16 protein-coding genes, 1 tRNA gene and 1 pseudogene are annotated in these 18975 nt (G+C 43.1%); 12 read left to right on the top strand and 6 right to left on the bottom strand.

Annotation, left to right across the window (positions count from 1 at the left end):
• Window positions 1–3 precede the first annotated feature (3 nt).
• Complete coding sequence (locus tag MSP8886_RS08955) at window positions 4–516, top strand: phage tail assembly chaperone (protein WP_067015224.1); 513 nt, start codon at window positions 4–6, stop codon at window positions 514–516.
• A 303-nt stretch (window positions 517–819) separates the two neighbouring features.
• On the opposite strand, the pseudogene MSP8886_RS08950 reads toward MSP8886_RS08955, so the two are convergent.
• From MSP8886_RS08950 to folX, 4 genes and pseudogenes are all read right to left on the bottom strand, one after another.
• A pseudogene (locus MSP8886_RS08950) lies at window positions 820–1235 on the bottom strand (transposase); the annotation flags it as partial.
• A 684-nt stretch (window positions 1236–1919) separates the two neighbouring features.
• Window positions 1920–2729 carry a hypothetical protein gene (locus MSP8886_RS08940; protein ID WP_139063119.1) on the bottom strand — a complete coding sequence of 270 codons (810 nt, stop codon included), beginning with the start codon at window positions 2727–2729 and terminating at the stop codon, window positions 1920–1922.
• Window positions 2726–6136 carry a transcription-repair coupling factor gene (gene mfd / locus MSP8886_RS08935; RefSeq protein WP_067015206.1) on the bottom strand — a complete coding sequence of 1137 codons (3411 nt, stop codon included), beginning with the start codon at window positions 6134–6136 and terminating at the stop codon, window positions 2726–2728. Before mfd ends, MSP8886_RS08940 begins: the two co-directional genes overlap by 4 nt.
• A gap of 5 nt (window positions 6137–6141) precedes the next feature.
• Entirely contained in the window at window positions 6142–6513 is a 372-nt protein-coding gene (gene folX, locus MSP8886_RS08930) for a dihydroneopterin triphosphate 2'-epimerase (RefSeq protein ID WP_067015200.1), read from the bottom strand.
• Between the two features lie 472 nt (window positions 6514–6985).
• Between folX and MSP8886_RS08925 the strand changes: the two genes are divergently transcribed.
• From MSP8886_RS08925 to sthA, 8 genes are all read left to right on the top strand, one after another.
• The gene (locus MSP8886_RS08925) at window positions 6986–8323 is read left to right on the top strand and encodes a Na(+)-translocating NADH-quinone reductase subunit A (protein WP_067015196.1); all 1338 of its coding nucleotides are present in this window, start codon (window positions 6986–6988) and stop codon (window positions 8321–8323) included.
• Window positions 8324–8329: 6 nt separating this feature from the next.
• Window positions 8330–9526: an NADH:ubiquinone reductase (Na(+)-transporting) subunit B gene (locus tag MSP8886_RS08920; protein WP_067015193.1), complete on the top strand. Its 1197-nt coding sequence runs from the start codon at window positions 8330–8332 to the stop codon at window positions 9524–9526.
• The gene (locus tag MSP8886_RS08915) at window positions 9519–10319 is read left to right on the top strand and encodes a Na(+)-translocating NADH-quinone reductase subunit C (RefSeq protein WP_067015190.1); all 801 of its coding nucleotides are present in this window, start codon (window positions 9519–9521) and stop codon (window positions 10317–10319) included. The genes MSP8886_RS08920 and MSP8886_RS08915 overlap by 8 nt, the downstream gene beginning before the upstream one ends.
• Complete coding sequence (locus tag MSP8886_RS08910; RefSeq protein ID WP_067015188.1) at window positions 10319–10981, top strand: NADH:ubiquinone reductase (Na(+)-transporting) subunit D; 663 nt, start codon at window positions 10319–10321, stop codon at window positions 10979–10981. Before MSP8886_RS08915 ends, MSP8886_RS08910 begins: the two co-directional genes overlap by 1 nt.
• Window positions 10982–11590 carry an NADH:ubiquinone reductase (Na(+)-transporting) subunit E gene (gene nqrE, locus MSP8886_RS08905; RefSeq protein ID WP_067015186.1) on the top strand — a complete coding sequence of 203 codons (609 nt, stop codon included), beginning with the start codon at window positions 10982–10984 and terminating at the stop codon, window positions 11588–11590.
• A 39-nt stretch (window positions 11591–11629) separates the two neighbouring features.
• Window positions 11630–12853 (top strand): NADH:ubiquinone reductase (Na(+)-transporting) subunit F, encoded by a 1224-nt coding sequence (gene nqrF, locus MSP8886_RS08900; protein ID WP_067015184.1) that lies wholly within the window; start codon window positions 11630–11632, stop codon window positions 12851–12853.
• A gap of 323 nt (window positions 12854–13176) precedes the next feature.
• Window positions 13177–13413 carry a (Na+)-NQR maturation NqrM gene (gene nqrM, locus MSP8886_RS08895; protein WP_067015182.1) on the top strand — a complete coding sequence of 79 codons (237 nt, stop codon included), beginning with the start codon at window positions 13177–13179 and terminating at the stop codon, window positions 13411–13413.
• Window positions 13414–13434: 21 nt separating this feature from the next.
• The gene (sthA, locus tag MSP8886_RS08890; protein WP_067015180.1) at window positions 13435–14829 is read left to right on the top strand and encodes a Si-specific NAD(P)(+) transhydrogenase; all 1395 of its coding nucleotides are present in this window, start codon (window positions 13435–13437) and stop codon (window positions 14827–14829) included.
• A 118-nt stretch (window positions 14830–14947) separates the two neighbouring features.
• Here the strand turns inward: sthA and MSP8886_RS08885 are convergent, their stop codons facing one another.
• On the bottom strand, window positions 14948–15499 hold the full coding sequence (locus MSP8886_RS08885) for a hypoxanthine-guanine phosphoribosyltransferase (protein ID WP_067015177.1): 552 nt from the start codon (window positions 15497–15499) through the stop codon (window positions 14948–14950).
• Window positions 15500–15534: 35 nt separating this feature from the next.
• Window positions 15535–16377 carry a YihY family inner membrane protein gene (locus MSP8886_RS08880; protein WP_083200882.1) on the bottom strand — a complete coding sequence of 281 codons (843 nt, stop codon included), beginning with the start codon at window positions 16375–16377 and terminating at the stop codon, window positions 15535–15537.
• A gap of 364 nt (window positions 16378–16741) precedes the next feature.
• Here MSP8886_RS08880 and MSP8886_RS08875 point away from each other — a divergent pair.
• The 3 genes from MSP8886_RS08875 (at window position 16742) to clpP (ending at window position 18971) form a co-directional block, all read left to right on the top strand.
• Window positions 16742–16818: transfer RNA gene (locus MSP8886_RS08875), tRNA-Arg, on the top strand.
• A 117-nt stretch (window positions 16819–16935) separates the two neighbouring features.
• The gene (gene tig / locus MSP8886_RS08870; RefSeq protein WP_067015175.1) at window positions 16936–18264 is read left to right on the top strand and encodes a trigger factor; all 1329 of its coding nucleotides are present in this window, start codon (window positions 16936–16938) and stop codon (window positions 18262–18264) included.
• Between the two features lie 74 nt (window positions 18265–18338).
• A complete protein-coding gene (gene clpP / locus MSP8886_RS08865) occupies window positions 18339–18971 on the top strand; it encodes an ATP-dependent Clp endopeptidase proteolytic subunit ClpP (RefSeq protein WP_067015172.1) in 633 nt (210 codons plus the stop codon).
• Window positions 18972–18975: the final 4 nt, after the last annotated feature.

The following is an 18975-nucleotide window of genomic DNA, read 5'->3' as shown; positions in this document are numbered from 1 at the left end:
AAAATGAATTTAAATGCATTCAAAATCGGGGATAAATACCCTGTTTTCACAAAGAAAATCGACGCGAAAAAAGACTTTGTAAGCGGTGAATGGATGATTCCAGCTTATGCGACGGATGTAGAGTTAATTCCTGAAAAAGCAGGTTTTCAGCGTTATTTTGTAAAAGCCGATCAAGCTTGGTATTACGTTGTCGACAATATCGGCACTGAATACTGGGATGAAGACGGCACAAAGCACATAATTAAGGAATTAGGAGAAGAAGTGCCAGAAGGCGCGTTGTTCGAAGCCCCAGTTATTACGCCAACCGTTACAGAGCTGGCCGCCGCGGCACGTGCTAAACGGAACGCATGGCTAAGCGCAATATCGTGGCGCTATGAACGCCATGCTAGTGAGCTGCGGCTTGGTATTAATGTAACGGATTCTATAGAAAGTTTGGACACGTACGCGCAAACTCTGCGCGATATTACAGAGCAAGAAGGGTTCCCCACGACGATAGATTGGCCAACGGAACTATAAAAAAGATCGAGCGACTCAGAAACGCGGTAATTTAACTGAGTCGCTCGATCTTTTAGCCGTACTAGGTTAACCAAACAAGGTTTGTTCTGTGGCGTCACGGTGAAATCCTTTCAACATTAGCTCGCTGACTAGACAGTCGCCTCCCCCTCTTAATAGAGACACATGTTATGTGTATGACATCCAAAAACGCTTATTTCACGGATTTGCCAAATGAAAATGAACAGTCGTTACAGGTGCGTTTCTTCTATGCCAAGACAGTAGGTAAACACCGCCAAAAGAGTCGCTACATGACATGTTGATAGCAAGTTCATCATCTTCTTGCTCTCGTCGACTTTTTGGACAGTCCAGCCAAGCGTAAAAACCGCTCCTATGGACTTGCATTGTTCGACACAAGACAGCAATAGAATAGTCGTGGAGCCGTGATTTTATGAACGTGTACTTTTCTTTGACTCCCCGGCAAAGTACACGGCGGCCTCCTTTAGAATGTCCCTCTCTTCGGTCACCCGTTTAAGTTCAGCTTTGAGCCGCTGGATCTCTGACTGAGCTGAATCTTCCATTTTTCTGCTCGCTTCAGGCTTGCTGTATCGGACAATCCAATCATGCATACTTTTGTAGCTAACGCCAAGTCGCTCAGCCACTTCTGCAATCTTGTAGCCGCGCTCAGTGACTTGTTTAACGGCTTCAATTTTGAACTCATCGGTATAACGTTTTCCACTCATAATTCACCTCATTTTTACCTATTATTATATAGCTATGAGATGTCTACAAAAGTGGGTCCATACCAAAGTGATCTCAGAGCCTCTGCCCCACCAAGCCGACTTAAAAGGAATCATTGCTTGGATACATTCCAGCATCGTTTCTAAAAAACGTTCCAGAGGTTCTTCACGTGCCAACCGATAGACCTCAAGTAGCGTTCTACTGAAAGCGTCGATAATGGCGCCCTCGGAAGTAAAATGGTGATCTAATTTTGGCATTTCGACTCCAGTCTGAGCGATACTAAAATTGACTATAAATTGATCTTATCCCTATTTTTGATCGGTAAACACCCTACATATGTAGGGGGGTAAAGAAATAAGTGGGTTTTAAACTGAAATATTATTTAAATACCTGCTTTCTGGTTAGGTCTTTGATATGAACACTTTAGTTCGTTTAGAGAGGTCGAGTGTGTTTTCTTCTTAGTGCCAATCGTGAGAGATGGTTAGTTGAATTTATGATTGATACATTAAAGACAAAAGGGGGTAGCACTTAGTTTCCATCGGTCACATTACTTGATGGAGACAAACCTTAAGTTGTTAGTGCTAAGGGATCTGGTCTAAAAGGTTAGTTGGAAAGAGCTTCCTTGCATTGAATTCCTTCCTCTAATCATTTTATTCCAGATCACCGATCACTATGAATAAATTGTATTAGGGGGTGTTTGTTGTAGTGTTTGTTCCCGTTGTTGTGTCTGTTCCTGTGGTATCCGAGCTTTGTGTTTTGAGTCGATCTAAATTTCGTTGTTGAATGGCGTCATCTAGTTTCATTGGTTCAAAGTAAAGTAGGGTACCTATGAGAGGATGGTCAAGGTAGTTTAGTTTTTTACTGGCAGTTTTATTTTTCAACTCGACATTTAACACTTGAGTTGGCATAGGACCAAGAGGTTGAGTATTTGCTTGTCCAGCCACAGTTTGATTATTGCTCTGAAGGTCTGTGTTGTTATCGCTAGCGCCATCAGGCGATGTGGCTTCAGGTAGTGGCGTAAAGAGATAGTGATGGTATTTAATGTCCGTTTCTAAATAGTGAGCATAGCGGATCGATATGGTCCCAGTGAGCTCAGGGTAGCCATTGGTATTGGTGTCACTGTGGAACGACTCATGGATCACATCGCCTCTTTTATCAAAGATCAAAATCCACTTTTTATTGATCAAGACAGGAGCATGGGGCGCAATTTTATTTTTAAAACCATCGAAGGGTACATACAAGGGTTCAATATCAGCCCCTTTGGATGAACCATCTGCTGAGTTACTAGCGTCTACAGGGTATTGAGGGAGCGCACTCGGGTCTTTGACCTTTTGGTAAGTAATCTGTTCGCTAGAGGCGTAACTAGGCCACATAAAGGTCAATAGATAAGCCTGGTACGCTCTAGCGGTATCTGGATTGATATCGTCACTACCTGCGGCGAATAGAGGGGTACTGAGTGATATCAGTGTGAGTAAGAGTATGTAATATCGTTTCAATGTAATTGTTCCAGCGTTTTGTAGGTTTGTTGGAAGCGCTCTTCTGCGCTGCTCATTGTTGCCATGTATTTTAGTGTATCCGATCCAACCAATTTATATTGGTCTGGCTTTGTTTGTATGAGCTTGATCAGTTTCATTGGATCAACAGGGGTTTTACTACTGAAGAATATTTTACCTTCTTTTTGATTCGCTTCAATTTTGGTGATGCCAAGCTTTTCAGCTTTGAGCTTGATGTCCGCTTGACGGAACAAATTTTTAGTCGGGTCGGGCAATAGACCGAAGCGGTCTATCATTTCCACTTGTAGCTCTTTCAATTCCTCATCATTTGAGGCGCTGGCAATACGTTTATACAGAATTAAGCGCGAATGCACATCACCTAAATAATCTTCTGGTATCAAAGCTGGAACACGCAAGTTGATATCGGTTTGTGCCGGAGAGCTAATATCCACATCAGGGGATTCGCCATTTTTTAGGGATTTGACGGCTCGGTCAAGCATGTCCATAAATAAAGAGAAGCCGACGTGTTCAATGTGTCCGCTTTGCCCTTCGCCTAATAGTTCCCCTGTGCCGCGAATCTCTAGGTCATGGGTTGCTAGAGTAAAGCCTGCACCAAGGGTGTCGGCCATGGTTATGGCTTCAAGACGTTTTTCTGCATCTTTGGTGAGTTTTCTGTCTTTGGGTGTCAGTAAATAGGCATAAGCTTGGTGATGAGAACGGCCAACGCGACCACGTAGTTGATGAAGTTGGGCCAAGCCAAATTTATCCGCCCGTTCTATGATAATGGTGTTAGCGTTAGGGATGTCTATCCCTGTTTCAATAATGGTCGAACATACTAATACATTGGCGCGTTTGTGATAGAAATCGGACATCACTTGTTCGAGTTCTCGTTCGCGCATTTGTCCATGCCCGACCAGTACCCGAGCCTCAGGTATGAGTTCGCTTAGCTCTTGCGCGGTTTTTTCGATAGTTTGAACTTCATTATGTAGGAAGTAGACTTGGCCGCCACGATGCAGCTCACGCAGAACGGCCTCTTTTATTTGGTATTCGTCTCTTTGTTTGATAAAGGTTTTGACCGACAAACGTTTTGCCGGCGGTGTGGCAATAATCGATAAATCGCGAATGCCAGAAAGAGACATATTCAATGTACGAGGAATCGGCGTAGCGGTTAAGGTTAGAATATCCACTTCTGCACGCAAGGCTTTGAACTGATCTTTTTGTTTCACCCCAAAACGATGTTCTTCGTCGATGATAACTAAGCCAAGGTTTTGGAATTGAATATTGCTTTGAATGAGCTTATGGGTACCAACAACAATGTCGGCTTTGCCTTCTTCAAGCCTTTTTACGGCATCAGTGGTTTGTTTGCCTGAGCGAAAACGGGATAGGAGTTCTATTTGCACGGGCCAGTCAGCAAAACGGTCGCAAAAGTTTTCGTAATGCTGTTGTGCTAGCAAAGTTGTTGGGACCAGCACGGCAACTTGTTTACCGCCAGCCACGGCTAAAAAGGCAGCACGCATAGCAACCTCTGTTTTACCAAACCCGACATCACCACAAATCAACCGATCCATAGGTTTCGGATTAAGCATGTCTTTGACCACAGCATCGATGGCCAGTTGTTGATCTGGCGTTTCTTCGAACGGGAAACCAGCGGCAAATAGCTCATACTGTTCGTCGGGTCGACTAAAAGCATGACCAACACGAGCTTCACGTTTTGCATAAATTTCCAATAGTTCGGCAGCGGTATCACGGGCTTTCTCCGCCGCTTTTTGTTTGGCGACGCTCCATTTATCTGTGCCGAGTTTATGGAGAGGGGCGTTGTCTTCGTCGGCACCAGTGTATCGAGAGATTAATTGCAGTGACGAAACGGGTACATAAAGCTTGGCATCGTTTGCATAGCCGAGGGTTAATAGTTCAGTTTCTTGCCCATCTATTTCTAAATTGGTAAGTCCTAGATAACGGCCTACACCATGATCAATATGAACGACAGGGGCGTTGATACGAAGTTCGGTTAAGTTGCGAATGATGGCGTCTTCATTGACGTCACCGTGCTTACGTCGGCGTCGCTGGGAAACACGCTCCCCAAGGATCTCACTTTCGGGGATGAGCGTTATCTCGTCCCGTATTTGGAAACCACGGGAAATACTTCCTTCGCTAATGGCAAGAGAGCTTTTTCCTGAGACAAAAGTGTGCCAGCTTTCACTGTAGTCAGGGTTGATTTGGTATTTTTTTAACAGCTCTAACAGGGCTTCGCGACGGCCAGCGGTTTCAGCGACGATGAGTACGCGAGTGTTTGTCTCGCTAAGGAAACGTTCTAATTTACCAATAGGGTTGGGGGATTTTGAGTCAATTTTGACATCACTGATTGTTGCGTAATGATCGTTTCTGCCGTTTTTTGCAAAGATAACGCTAGAGAATTGGTTCAAGGCCGCAAAGAGTTCATCTTCTCTTAGGCAAATTTCATCAGGTGTCAGAATAGGCCGTTCGATATCATAGTTGAGCGATTCATGGCGGCTTTTGTAATCAAGTTGAACGCTGGCGACTTGTTCATTAAAACTGTCGGTGCGAATAATCAGTGCTTCATCGGTGAGGTAATCGAAAAAATGACTGGTCTGGTCAAAAAACAAGGGTAAGTAATATTCGATCCCTGATGGGATGATGCCACTGGAAATGTCTTGATAAATGGGGCTGGACAGTGGGTCGACATCAAAGCGTTCTCGGAACGCTTGGCGAAAGTGCTGTATGCCTTGTGCGGTAGTGGGAAATTCTTTTGCGGGTAGCATATTAATTTCAGCGACTTTTTCGATGCTACGTTGAGTTTCCGTATCAAATAAGCGAATGGTTTCAATATCGTTATCGAACCAGTCAATTCGAATGGGGGTGTTGGCTCCCATTGGAAACACATCCATTAAAGCACCACGAACCGCGAACTGACCATGCTCGTGAACATTATCAACATTCAAATAACCTGCATCCGTCAGTTTTTGAGCGAGCTTTTCTAATGGTAACGTTTGTCCTTCCTTGATATGAAAACGTTGTGCTTTCAAGTGTTGGAGAGGACAAAGCCTGATAAAGCAAGACGCGACGGTCGTTAAAATAATGGGATTTGACGACTCCGACAACTTCGCTAGGGTTTCAAGGCGCTGGGAAACAATGTCCTGATGGGGCGAAAAAGCATCGTAGGGGAGAGTTTCCCAGTCACTAAAGCGTAATATTTCTTGCTCTTGGTCGCTTAAGAAGGTGAGTTCATCTTCTAGTTCATTGAGTTCGGATATGGTATCCGTGATGAAAACAATAGGGCGTTTTTCCTGTTTGGCAATAGCCAGTAGCTGTAAGGCACTGCGGCTACCGTCGATGCCTGGGAGGAGGTTTTTGTAACCGGGTTTTAAATTAAGCGACAGAGTATCTGGCATGGTGTTTAATCGGTGTCTTTTGTTGCGGAAAGAGTTAGGGAAACAGAATCGGCAAAGCGTAATGCATGGGGCTTTTCAACTTTCACTTTTACTGAGCAAACGTTGCTAGGTTTCATGCAAAGAGTGAGTACATCGGAGGTGAGCCTCTCAAGTAATAAGAAGCTGTTGGTTTCGACATGGTGGATAATCTCTTTGCAGATGGTGCGATAGTTAACCGCTTTATTTACATCATCGGTTTGGCTAGCTTCTACTGCTGGATAGTCAATCCAAGCGTTTATCACGACATCTTGCTTGTTTTTCTTTTCTGATTCGTTAAAACCGATAAAGGTACGCAGTCGAAGATTTTCTATATGTATTTGGGCATTAGCTTGCTTCATAAATGTCTTATCTTCCTAATAGAATATTGGTGAAGTTGATTGAAAAAGCCGTTCCAGATAGCCAGCCAGTATTATTGTGTCGTTTTCGCAGAATGATGGCAACTTAAAGTCATACACATTGTGCTTGCCTATTTTCTGCCGCATTTAAGAACTTTTTTGTGATTAACAGTGAGTGAACTGCTTAAAAAAAGGATATACAGAGTAAAAAACGCACATAATGTGTGTTTTTTGTACAGCTGGCGTATTAATATGGACGAATATTGCGAAAACAGTAAAGGATAAGTCCGAAAGAAACTGCGGAATAGTAGTCAAGAACAACAATGATCACTATAATACCTCGGTTTTTTGGTGAAGTGATTTGCGTTTTATAACAAACACTATGCTTGTTATTCGCTTTCGCATGCTTTCCCGGAGGGGGGCGTGAGCAAAACGTACAACGCTTTTGTGTTCAATTTATTGTTGGGCAGAACATATGTATAAAATTACTAAAGGCCTAGACCTTCCGATTAGCGGCGCTCCCAATCAGGTGATTGAGAATGTGGCAGCGGTAAAATCCGTTGCAGTGATCGGTCCTGACTACCATGGTATGAAACCTACTATGCTGGTTCAGGAAGGGGATAAGGTCAAAAAAGGACAGGTCATCTTTACGGATAAGAAAACGGAAGGGGTAAAATACACCGCTCCTGCCTCAGGTGTTATCTCTTCTATTCATCGCGGTCAACGACGTGTGTTTCAGTCTGTGGTGATTGATGTAGAAGGGAATGAAGTCGAGTCCTTTGCTTCATATGCAGGCACAGAGTTGAAAGGTCTTGACCGCGATAAAGTGGTTGAGAATCTCGTCGATTCTGGCTTATGGACAGCTTTTCGTACTCGCCCGTACTCTAAAGTTCCTGAAATTGCCTCTGAGCCTCATTCCATCTTTGTTACAGCAATGGATACCAACCCATTGGCCGCCTCACCTGAAGTTGTTTTGGCTGATCAAGGCGAAGCCTTTGCTGATGGTTTGACTATATTGACACGTTTGACATCAGGAAGCGTTTTTGTATGTAAAGCGCCTGATGCGAAAATTCCAACGACGTCGGATGTTAAAGTTGAGGAATTTGCGGGTATTCATCCTGCTGGCTTGGCTGGTACTCATATTCATTTCTTGGATCCTGTTAGTGAAAAGAAAACCGTTTGGTCCATCAATTATCAAGATGTGGTAGCAATCGGTAAGTTGTTTCTGACAGGTGAGTTATTTGTTGAGCGTGTTATAGCCATTGCTGGTCCTCAGGTTAAAAAACCACGTCTTGTTCGTACCCAGTTAGGTGCAAACCTTGATGTGTTGATTGCCGACGAGTTAAAGGATGGTGAAAATCGTATTATCTCAGGCTCTGTTTTAACAGGTCGTAAAGCGTTTGGTCCATTTGCTTATCTTGGTCGCTACCATAATCAGGTTACTGTGCTTCAGGAAGGACGAGAGCGTGAAATGATGCATTACTTGCGAGCGGGTGCCAAAAAACATTCTGTATTGAATGTTTTCTTGTCTAAACTCACAGGGAGTTCATCATTTGATATGACGACAACGACCAATGGTAGTGATCGTACTATGTTGCCTCTTGGTCATTTTGAACGCTTAATGCCATTAGATATTTTGCCAACGCAGTTATTGCGAGCACTAGTGGTAGGGGATACAGAACAGGCGCAGAAATTAGGCGCTCTAGAGTTGGATGAGGAAGATTTAGCGCTGTGCACTTACAGTTGTTCGGGTAAGTTTGAATACGGCCCGATCCTTCGGGATTGTCTCACTCTGATAGAGAAAGAGGGTTGATTTATTATGGGGCTTAGAAAAGTACTCGATAAAATGGAACCTGAGTTTCATGCAGGTGGTAAATATGAAAAATGGTATGCGCTCTATGAAGCAGTTGATACGATTTTTTATCGCCCAAGCTCAGTAACGAAAAACGGCTCTCATGTACGTGACGCTGTTGATATGAAGCGCATCATGATTTTGGTGTGGTTGTGTACTTTCCCTGCCATGTTTTTTGGCATGTACAACATCGGGCTTCAAGCAAATACCGCGCTTGCCTCTATGAATGTCGGTGCGGGCGACTCTTGGCGTCAGGTCATTGTGGCTGCGCTAGCCGGTCACAATCCGGCGAGTATTTGGGATAACATGATTTATGGTGCAACGTATTTCTTGCCTGTTTATCTTGTTACCTTTGTGGTAGGTGGTTTTTGGGAAGTCTTGTTTGCGACCGTTCGAAAGCATGAAATTAACGAAGGTTTCTTTGTTACTTCTATTCTGTTTGCATTGACTATGCCTCCCACTGTACCACTTTGGCAGGTTGCACTCGGTATTACCTTTGGTGTGGTGTTGGGTAAAGAGGTGTTTGGTGGCACAGGTAAAAACTTCTTAAACCCAGCATTAGCGGGTCGTGCCTTCTTGTTCTTTGCTTACCCAGCCTCTATGTCAGGTGATTCCGTTTGGACGGCGGTTGATGGTTTCTCTGGCGCAACACCATTAAGTCAGATAGCAGCGAATGGTGTGACGAGTTTGACTACAACTTGGTCTGATGCCTTCTTTGGCTTTATTCAAGGTTCAATGGGCGAAACTTCAACCTTGGCGATCTTTATTGGTGGTGCCATTCTAATGGTGATGCGTATTGCCGCTTGGCGTATCGTTGCCGGTGTGATGATCGGTATGATTGCAACATCTTTGCTATTTAATTGGATAGGTTCAGATACCAATCCAATGTTTGCAACACCTTGGTACTGGCATCTAGTGTTAGGTGGTTTTGCTTTCGGTATGATGTTTATGGCGACAGATCCGGTGTCTGCCTCTATGACGCAACGTGGTAAGTGGTTCTATGGTGCTTTGATTGGTGTAATGGTGGTGTTGATTCGTGTGGTTAACCCTGCTTACCCAGAAGGTATGATGTTGGCAATTTTGTTTGCTAACTTGTTTGCACCTTTCATAGACCATTTTATCGTTCAGGCAAACATTAAACGGAGGATTGCACGCAATGGCTAGCGGTAACGAAAGTATTAAAAAGACCATACTGGTTGCGCTTGCTCTATGTTTGGTGTGTTCTATCTTTGTTGCAGCGGCTGCGGTTGGTTTAAAGCCGATCCAAAAAGCCAATAAAGCTCTAGACCGGAAACAAAACATCTTGGCTGCGGCTGGGATGTTAGAGCCTGGTAAGTCTGTTGACGAGCTTTTCAAACGTGTTGAAACGCGTATTGTTAACTTGAATACAGGTGAATTTGCTACTCCAGAGGAGCTAAAGGCAGCAGGGATAAACCCTCAGACATACGACCAAAAGGCAGCGGCTCAAAATCCAAAGTTGTCTCGCGCTTTACCAGCTGATGAAGATCCGGCTGACATTAAGCGTCGTGCCAAATACGCGCCAGTCTATTTGGTGATGTCTGGCGATAAAATTAATAAAATTGTCCTGCCTGTACACGGCTACGGACTTTGGTCGACAATGTATGGGTTTATAGCACTTAAGAATGATTACTCTACTGTTGTTGGTTTTGGTTTTTACGATCAAGGCGAAACACCTGGGTTAGGTGGTGAAGTAGATAATCCAAACTGGAAAGCGTTGTGGAAAGGTAAAGAAGTTTATAACAACCAAGGCAAGCCTGTTATTCGCTTGGTGAAAGGTGGTGTAAACAATGCTAGTCCTGATGCTATTCATGAAGTAGATGCTTTATCTGGAGCGACCTTGACCAGTCGTGGTGTTACGCATTTGGTGCAATACTGGATGGGTAAACATGGCTTTGGGCCTTTCTTGGCAAAGCTTCGTAGCAAAGGAGTTCAGTGATGTCTGAAGTAAAAAAAGTCCTTTTTGGACCCATTTTAGCGAATAACCCAATTGCTTTACAGATCTTGGGGATCTGTTCGGCTCTTGCGGTGACCAGTAGCATGAGTGTGAGTTTAGTAATGGCGATTGCGTTGACCTTGGTAACCGCCTTTTCTAACTTCTTTATTTCGATAATTCGTAATCATATTCCTAGCAGTATTCGTATCATTGTGCAGATGATCATTATTGCTTCTTTGGTTATCGTTGTGGATCAAGTGCTACGTGCGTTTGCCTTTGAAATAAGTAAACAGCTTTCCGTGTTTGTTGGCTTGATCATTACAAACTGTATCGTTATGGGGCGTGCAGAGGCTTATGCTATGCAAAATGGTCCTGTGATGAGCTTCTTGGATGGTATCGGCAACGGCCTTGGGTACAGTGCCATGTTGATGGTGGTGGCCTTTTTCCGTGAGCTGCTTGGTGCGGGTAAGTTGTTTGGTCATGTGGTTTTTCAAACCGTCCAAAACGGTGGTTGGTATCAGCCTAATGGATTGATGCTTCTTCCTCCAAGTGCCTTCTTTGTCATTGGTCTTATTATCTGGGTGTTACGTTCAGCGAAAAAAGAACAAGTGGAAGAGCCTGAATTCAAAATAGCGGCTAATTCACGTGCGCAGGAGGCTTTATAAATGGAACATTTAATCAGTTTGTTTGTTAAGGCTGTTTTCGTTGAGAACATGGCTCTGGCCTTTTTCTTGGGGATGTGTACTTTGTTGGCTTTGTCCAAGAAAGTAGAAACGGCTCTTGGTCTTGGTGTGGCGGTCATTGTGGTATTGGCTATCACGGTACCCCTAAACAATTTGCTATATCAGAACTTATTGAAGGACGGGGCGCTTGAGTGGGCAGGTTTACCTAATGTCGACTTAAGTTTCTTGGGGTTATTGAGCTACATTGGTGTTATTGCTGCCGTGGTTCAAATTTTGGAGATGACGCTAGATAAGTATGTCCCAGCACTGTACAACGCACTTGGTGTGTTCTTACCTCTGATTACTGTTAACTGTGCCATTATGGGGGCGTCGCTGTTCATGGTTGAGCGCGATTACAATTTCAGTGAGAGTGTGGTTTACGGTGTAGGCGCTGGTATCGGTTGGGCGTTGGCTATTGTGGCGTTGGCGGGTATTCGTGAAAAACTCAAATATTCGGATGTGCCAGCGGGTCTGCGTGGTTTAGGTATTACCTTTATTACTGTCGGCCTGATGAGCTTAGGCTTTATGTCATTTTCGGGTGTGCAGCTTTAATTGCATAAAATGGACAACCAAGAATAAGGTTTAACAAACATGAACTTAGAAATTATTCTAGGTGTAGTGATGTTCACAGCAATCGTGCTGGCTCTGGTGGCAATTATTCTTGCTGCTCGAGCTAAGCTGGTGAGCTCTGGTGACGTCACAATTAGCATCAATGGTGAAAAGGAGGTAACTGCACCTGCAGGTGGCAAGTTGCTCCAAACCCTAGCAAATAGCGGTATCTTTTTATCCTCTGCCTGTGGTGGTGGTGGAACCTGCGCGCAGTGTAAATGTAAGGTGTTAAGTGGTGGTGGCTCTATGCTGTCTACTGAGCAGTCTCACTTTACTCGTCGAGATGAAAAAGAAGGCTATCGACTTTCATGTCAGGTATCGGTTAAGCAAGATATGGAAGTTGAGGTGCCGGAGGAAGTGTTTGGCGTTAAAGCTTGGGAGTGTACTGTTGAGTCTAACCCTAACTTAGCGACCTTTATTAAAGAGCTGACATTAAAGCTACCAGAAGGCGAAAACGTTGATTTCCGTGCTGGTGGTTATGTTCAGTTAGAGGCGCCACCACACACGGTACATTACAAAGATTTCGATATCGAAGAAGAGTATCGTGGAGATTGGGATCAGTACAATCTTTGGAAGTTTACTTCTAAAGTCGATGAAACTGTTATTCGTGCTTACTCGATGGCTAACTATCCTGAAGAGAAAGGGTTGGTTAAGTTTAATATTCGTATTGCTTCGCCTCCACCAGGAAAAGATGACGTGCCACCTGGTCAAATGTCATCTTACGTTTTTAGTTTGAAGCCTGGTGATAAAATCAAAGTATATGGTCCGTTTGGTGAGTTCTTTGCCAAAGATACCGATGCTGAAATGGTTTTTGTCGGTGGTGGTGCTGGTATGGCGCCTATGCGTTCTCATATTTTTGATCAACTCAAACGCTTGCACTCTAAGAGAAAGATCTCTTTCTGGTATGGTGCTCGAAGTATGCGAGAAGCATTTTATATTGAAGAGTACGACAAGCTTCAAGAGGAAAATGAAAACTTCGAATGGCATTTGGCCTTGTCGGATCCGCTTCCAGAAGATAACTGGGAAGGTAAAACGGGCTTTATTCATAATGTATTATATGAAAATTATTTGAAGGATCATCCTGCGCCTGAAGATTGTGAGTTCTACATGTGTGGACCACCAATGATGAATGCGTCCGTTATTAAGATGCTAGAGGACCTTGGGGTTGAGAAGGAAAATATTCTTCTTGATGACTTTGGTGGCTAGCAGCCAAAAAAGACCCGCCCAATAGGCGGGTCTTTTTGTATAGAGGGAATCAGGTGGTTATGTGTGAGGTGTTTTGATTGGATTTCAACAACTTATCATATTTTCTCCTAATTTGATTGGCTTTTTAGATGGGGTAGAGTGCGCGCCTTATGTAAAAAGCTTTATAATGGGTGCCAGATAATGAAACGGAGGCTGGCTAATTCGCCAGCTTTCGAATAAGCAGTTGAGTGATGCTAGGCGTTGGTTGTTAATTCTTTGGCTAGCATCTTGACTGCCTGGGTTCGGAAGGGCTTGTGGAGCGTTTCCAGATAGGAGGATTAATTATGTTAACTGCAGTTTTAGTGTTTGCTTTGATGTTGGCTGTTGTTGCCGCAATGGCGGTTGGTGTCATGATGGGAAGAAAGCCTATTGCGGGTTCTTGTGGTGGAATGAGTGCACTTGGAATGGAAGTCGCATGTGATATTTGTGGTGGAGATAAAGGGAAGTGTGAAAAAGAGTCTAAAAAATCAGCCATCCAAAAAAGTGTATCGGATGAAGCATTCTACGATGCATCTAAGTAATTGTATTTGAAAGGGGATAAAATGACGACGAGACATTATGATGTCGTAGTATTAGGCACAGGTCCTGCCGGTGAAGGTGCTGCGATGAATGCGGCTAAAGCTGGAAAAAAAGTGGCAGTGGTGGAAGCAAGCCCACAGGTGGGTGGTAGTTGTACGCATCTTGGAACGATTCCGTCAAAAGCACTGCGTCACGCGGTGAAAGAGATTATCGCTTTTAATACCAATCCTATGTTTCGTGATATTGGTGAGCCTCGTTGGTTCTCATTTCCAAAAGTGCTTGATCGTGCGAATAAAGTGATTGATAAACAGGTAATGGGAAGAACCGAGTATTATGCGCGTAATCGTATAGATATTTATTTTGGTCGTGGCAAATTCAAAGATGCGAATACCATTGAGGTGAACACCTATGAGCGTGGCCCTGAAGAGCTGGTTGCTAAGAATGTTGTGATTGCAACAGGCTCTCGTCCTTATCGTCCTGCTAACATTGACTTTACTCACCCTCGTATTTATTGCTCCGATACAATCCTAAGTTTGAGTCATACTCCTCGTTCTTTGATTATTTATGGTGCGGGGGTTATTGGTTGTGAGTACGCTTCAATCTTTTGTGGTTTAGGGGTGCGTGTTGAGTTAATAAACCCAGGCAAGAAATTGCTCAGTTTCCTAGATGATGAAATCACCGATGGGTTGAGCTACCACTTGCGTGATGGTGGCGTGCTAATTCGTCATAATGAAACCTTCGAGTCAGTTGAAACGACAGATCGCGATGTAGTGTTGAATATGGTATCTGGCAAAAAACTGCGGGCGGATGCGTTGTTGTTCTGTAATGGCCGATCTGGTAATACAGAATCCTTAGGACTTGAAAATATTGGTTTAGAGCCAAATAGCCGTGGACAATTGTCGGTAAATCATGCGTATCAAACTACGGTAGACAATGTTTATGCTGCTGGTGATGTGATCGGTTGGCCTAGTTTAGCAAGTGCTGCTTATGATCAAGGTCGTGCTGTTGCTGCTAATATGTTTGGAATAGAGGGTGGGCACTTTATTAGTGAAGTGCCAACTGGCATCTATACTATTCCCGAAATTAGTTCGATAGGTAAAACTGAGGCAGAATTAACCGCAGAGAAAATACCTTATGAGGTTGGGCGGGCGTTCTTTAAGAATACTGCTCGTGCTCAGATCACAGGGGAAGCGGTTGGTATGTTGAAAATTCTTTTTCATCGCGAGACGCTTGAAATTTTGGGGATTCATTGCTTCGGTGACCAAGCATCAGAAATTATTCACATCGGTCAAGCTGTCATGAAGCAGCCCGGTGAGCAAAATACCTTGAAGTACTTTTTGAATACGACCTTTAACTATCCTACGATGGCAGAGGCTTATCGTGTGGCTGCATTGAATGGTTTTAACCGTGTCTTCTAAAACGGTTGCTTTGTGTTGGAAACTCTATAGTTTGTTCGAAGAGTAAAAGTTTAAAAGGCGCTAGCTTCTCAAGTTAGCGCCTTTTTTGTGGGTATAAGGCAGGAGAAAGGGTTTTTAATTAGCTATCTTTAATAGCGTAAATGCCTTTTAGATTACGAAAAGCCCCTTTGTAATCCATGCCGTAGCCAAACAAAAAGCGGTCTTCGACTTCTACGCCAATATAATTTGGTGTTAGGTTGATTTTGCGGTTATGCAGTTTGTTGATAATCGTTGCTGTATAGACTTTGTTGGCTCCTTGCTGCTCGAACCATTCGATGATGGCTTTTAATGTATGCCCTTGATCAAAAATATCGTCAATAATCAAAATGTCACGATCTTTTATATCCGTTTGAGGGTAGCTTAGCCATTTAAGAGAAGTGCCTTCTGTTTCCATCCCATAACGAGTTGCATGAACGTAATCAAGTTCTAGCGGAAAAGAGAGTCGCTCAAGTATGCCTGCGGTTGGTATTAGTCCGCCATTCATAACGCAGATGACCAAAGGAAAGGTGTCTTGTAGGTCTTTTGTAATTTGCTCGCCCATTTTGTCTAAGGCGCTATCGATTTGTTTCTCACTGACTAGGCAGTCGGCTTGTTCTAAAATGGTGTTTAGATCGTTAATTTTGTTGATCATGACTAACTCTGTTAAAAAATTTCGGCAATTTTAACCTAATCTTGCTCGAATGCTAAGCTCTTAATGTGATGAATGCTCGCACAAAGGCAAGTTGATGCCAAAATAATGATCCATGTGAACTGTAGCCAGATCAAAAAGATAGGCAAGGCGGCAAATGCGCCATAAACCACTTGGTAAGAGCTGAAAAAATGAGCAAAGCTACTAAATAGAGTGTTCAATAAAAACAGTCCAATGCTGCCGATAAGTGATGCGAGGGCGGAAATTTTAATTGAAACATCGGTGTTAGGGGTTAAAAAATTTAAGGTGAATAGCATAAAAAAGTACAGTGCAGAGCTACCAAAGTCGATTAAGTATTTTATTGATTCGCTTGCTTGGATGTCTCTAATTTCATAGGACAGTAATGTGCCGTATAAGCTCAATGATGCAGCAAAAATGATTGGTCCAAGGGTGAGAATAGCCCAGTAAGTTAGTAGTTTATCGCGAATTTTTCTTTGCTTTTTAATATTCCAAATGGATTGTACGCTGCCTTCAAACGTATTAAGTAGTAACAGGGCGGTAATAAGGAGTGTCACAATACCGGCGGCAGGAAGGTTTTTTGCCTGTTGAGAAAATTTCATCAAATACGGGAAGATGGTATCTGTTGTTCCTGGTGTTAAGTGGGTGCTGAGAAAATTAAAAAGTTGGGTTTGCATATCCTTAAGGGCAGGTGTTAGGCCAAGGATGCCGATCACGATAGTGATAATTGGTACGGCAGCCAGTAGGCTTGATAGCGTGAGTTGTGCCGCTCTTTGTGTCAAATTGCTTTGTATAAAGCGCATTGAGGTATGGTGAGTGTAGCGTTTGCTAAGGATATAGAGATAACGGAAACGCTCTTGCATCGGATAATCCTCATAAATTAGGCTTAAATGGGTGATTTTATTATGAATGGTTTTTTTAAGTATATCTCCTATTTGTCATGCAAAAGGTTATGGTAAGTAAAAGTATGTGCACAAAGCACAAATATGGTGCAAGCCGAGTTAAATTGGGGCATCGGGCTTGTTTTATGGCTTGGCTATAGGTAATATTATCCCTGTTCCTTTTGTGATATTTGTTCCGTTGAAGGCTAAGTTTTTAGTTGGATTCGGTTCCTTGGTGACGAAAAGTCATTTTTTAGCCCAGTTTACTGGGCTTTTTTATGTCTTTGAGTTGACGATTGATATTCCATCCCTATAATAGCCCACCAAATGAAATGTAATGAGCTTTGTTCCGTTAGCTCAGTTGGATAGAGCAACCGCCTTCTAAGCGGTAGGTCACTGGTTCGAATCCAGTACGGAGCACCATTTCAGTCCATTACTTTAATAGGTTTAAATTTAGGTTTTGTTGCTGTTATCGACTGGTGATTAAGTTTAACCGTGACAACATCAACAAGTTAAAGCACATTCCCGAGAGGAAGTTTTATGCAAGTTTCTGTAGAGACAACGTCTCCAATCGAGCGCACTCTTACAATCAGCGTTCCTGCTGCTCGAATCGAAGAAAAAGTAAGTTCTGAAGTGGCTAAAACTGCGAAAACTATCCGTATTGATGGTTTCCGTAAAGGCAAGGTGCCTGTAAGTGTTGTTAAAAAACGTTATGGTCAAGGTATTCGTATGGAGGCAATTGAGCAAATTATGCGCGATGCCTACATGGAAGCTCTACAAAAAGAATCTATTCAGCCTGCAGGCATGCCATCTATTGAGCCAAAAAACGTTGCTGAAGGCGCAGATCTTGAGTTTGTAGCAAAAGTGGAAGTTTATCCTGAAATTACGTTAGCTGATGCATCAGCGATCAATGTTAATCGTGTTAATTCCGAAGTGACTGATGCCGATGTTGATACAATGCTTGAAACACTTCGTAAGCAAAATGCTGATTGGTCAGCTGTAGAGCGAGAAGCTGCTGATGGTGATCAGGTAACAATTGATTTTGTTGGTTACCTTGGTGATGAGGCGTTTGAAGGTGGTGCAGCGCAAGACCATAAATTGGTTCTTGGTTCAAACACTATGATTCCTGGCTTTGAAGACGGTATTTTGGGTGCTAAAGCAGGTGAAGAGCGTACTATCTCTGTCACTTTCCCAGAAGACTATCAAGCAGAAAACTTGAAAGGCAAAGAAGCGACTTTCAAAATTACAGTTTCTGAAGTCGCAGAGCAAATCATTCCTGAGTTGAATGATGCCTTTGTTGAGAAATTTGGTCTTGAAGAAGCGACCGTTGATGCTTTGCGTGCCGAAGTTCGCAAGAACATGGAGCGCGAATTGAATCAAGCGATTAAAGCGAAGTTGAAAAACAGCTTGTTTGATGGTCTATTATCTATTAACGGTGATGTTCAAGTGCCATCTGCTATGGTCGACCAAGAGGTAGATGCATTGCGTAAGCAAGCAGCTCAGCAGTTTGGTGGTCAAGGCTTCGATGCATCTCAGCTACCAGCTGAATTATTTCAAGAAGAAGCTTCTAAGCGTGCTAAACTAGGCTTGTTGATTGCTGAAGTAATTAAACAGCAAGAGCTAAAAGTGGAAGACGATCGTGTTCATGCGTTCCTTGAAGATATGGCTCAAGCTTATCAAGAGCCACAACAAGTGATCGATTATTACTTGAAGAACAAAGAACAGCTTTCACAAGTTCAATCTGCTGTACTTGAAGAGCAAGTTGTTGATAAACTGTTAGAAACAGCCCAAATTACTGATGTAACATTGGGTTATGAAGACGCTATCAAGCCAGAAGCCCAAGTTGAAAAAGAAGGCGAAGAAGCATAATACTCTTCTTATCTTTTTAAATAAGGCCGGCATAGCATTTGTTATGCCGGCTTTTTTGTCTTAAGGAATGCGATATGAATTTGAAAAACCCAACTACTGGTCCTGTTGCAATTACTAGCAATGGTCTTGTTCCAATGGTTATTGAGCAGACGGCTCGTGGAGAAAGATCATTCGATATCTATTCGCGTTTGCTCAAGGAGCGAGTTATTTTTTTGGTGGGCCAAGTGGAAGACCACATGGCGAATCTCGTTGTTGCTCAGTTGTTGTTTTTAGAGTCTGAAAACCCAGATAAAGACATTCACTTGTATATTAACTCTCCTGGTGGTTCGGTCACGGCTGGAATGTCTATATACGATACTATGCAGTTCATTAAACCTGATGTTAGTACTATGTGTATCGGTCAGGCTGCTAGTATGGGGGCTCTATTGCTTACGGCAGGTGCGGCTGGTAAACGTTATTGTTTGCCTAACTCACGTGTTATGATTCACCAACCATTGGGTGGATACCAGGGGCAGGCCTCTGATATTGAAATTCATACGCGTGAAATTTTAAGTATTAAACACAGACTTAATGAGATCATCTCGTTTCATACTGGTAAGGCCATTGAGGACGTTGCCGTAGATACGGATCGTGATAACTTTATGAATCCAGAAATGGCGAAAGAATACGGTCTAATTGATGATATTTTACAAAAACGAACTGTTTAAAAGG

Origin of the sequence: Marinomonas spartinae (genome assembly GCF_900089775.1) — a bacterium.
GTDB lineage: Bacteria > Pseudomonadota > Gammaproteobacteria > Pseudomonadales > Marinomonadaceae > Marinomonas > Marinomonas spartinae.
This window is presented reverse-complemented; position numbering and strand designations above follow the sequence as displayed.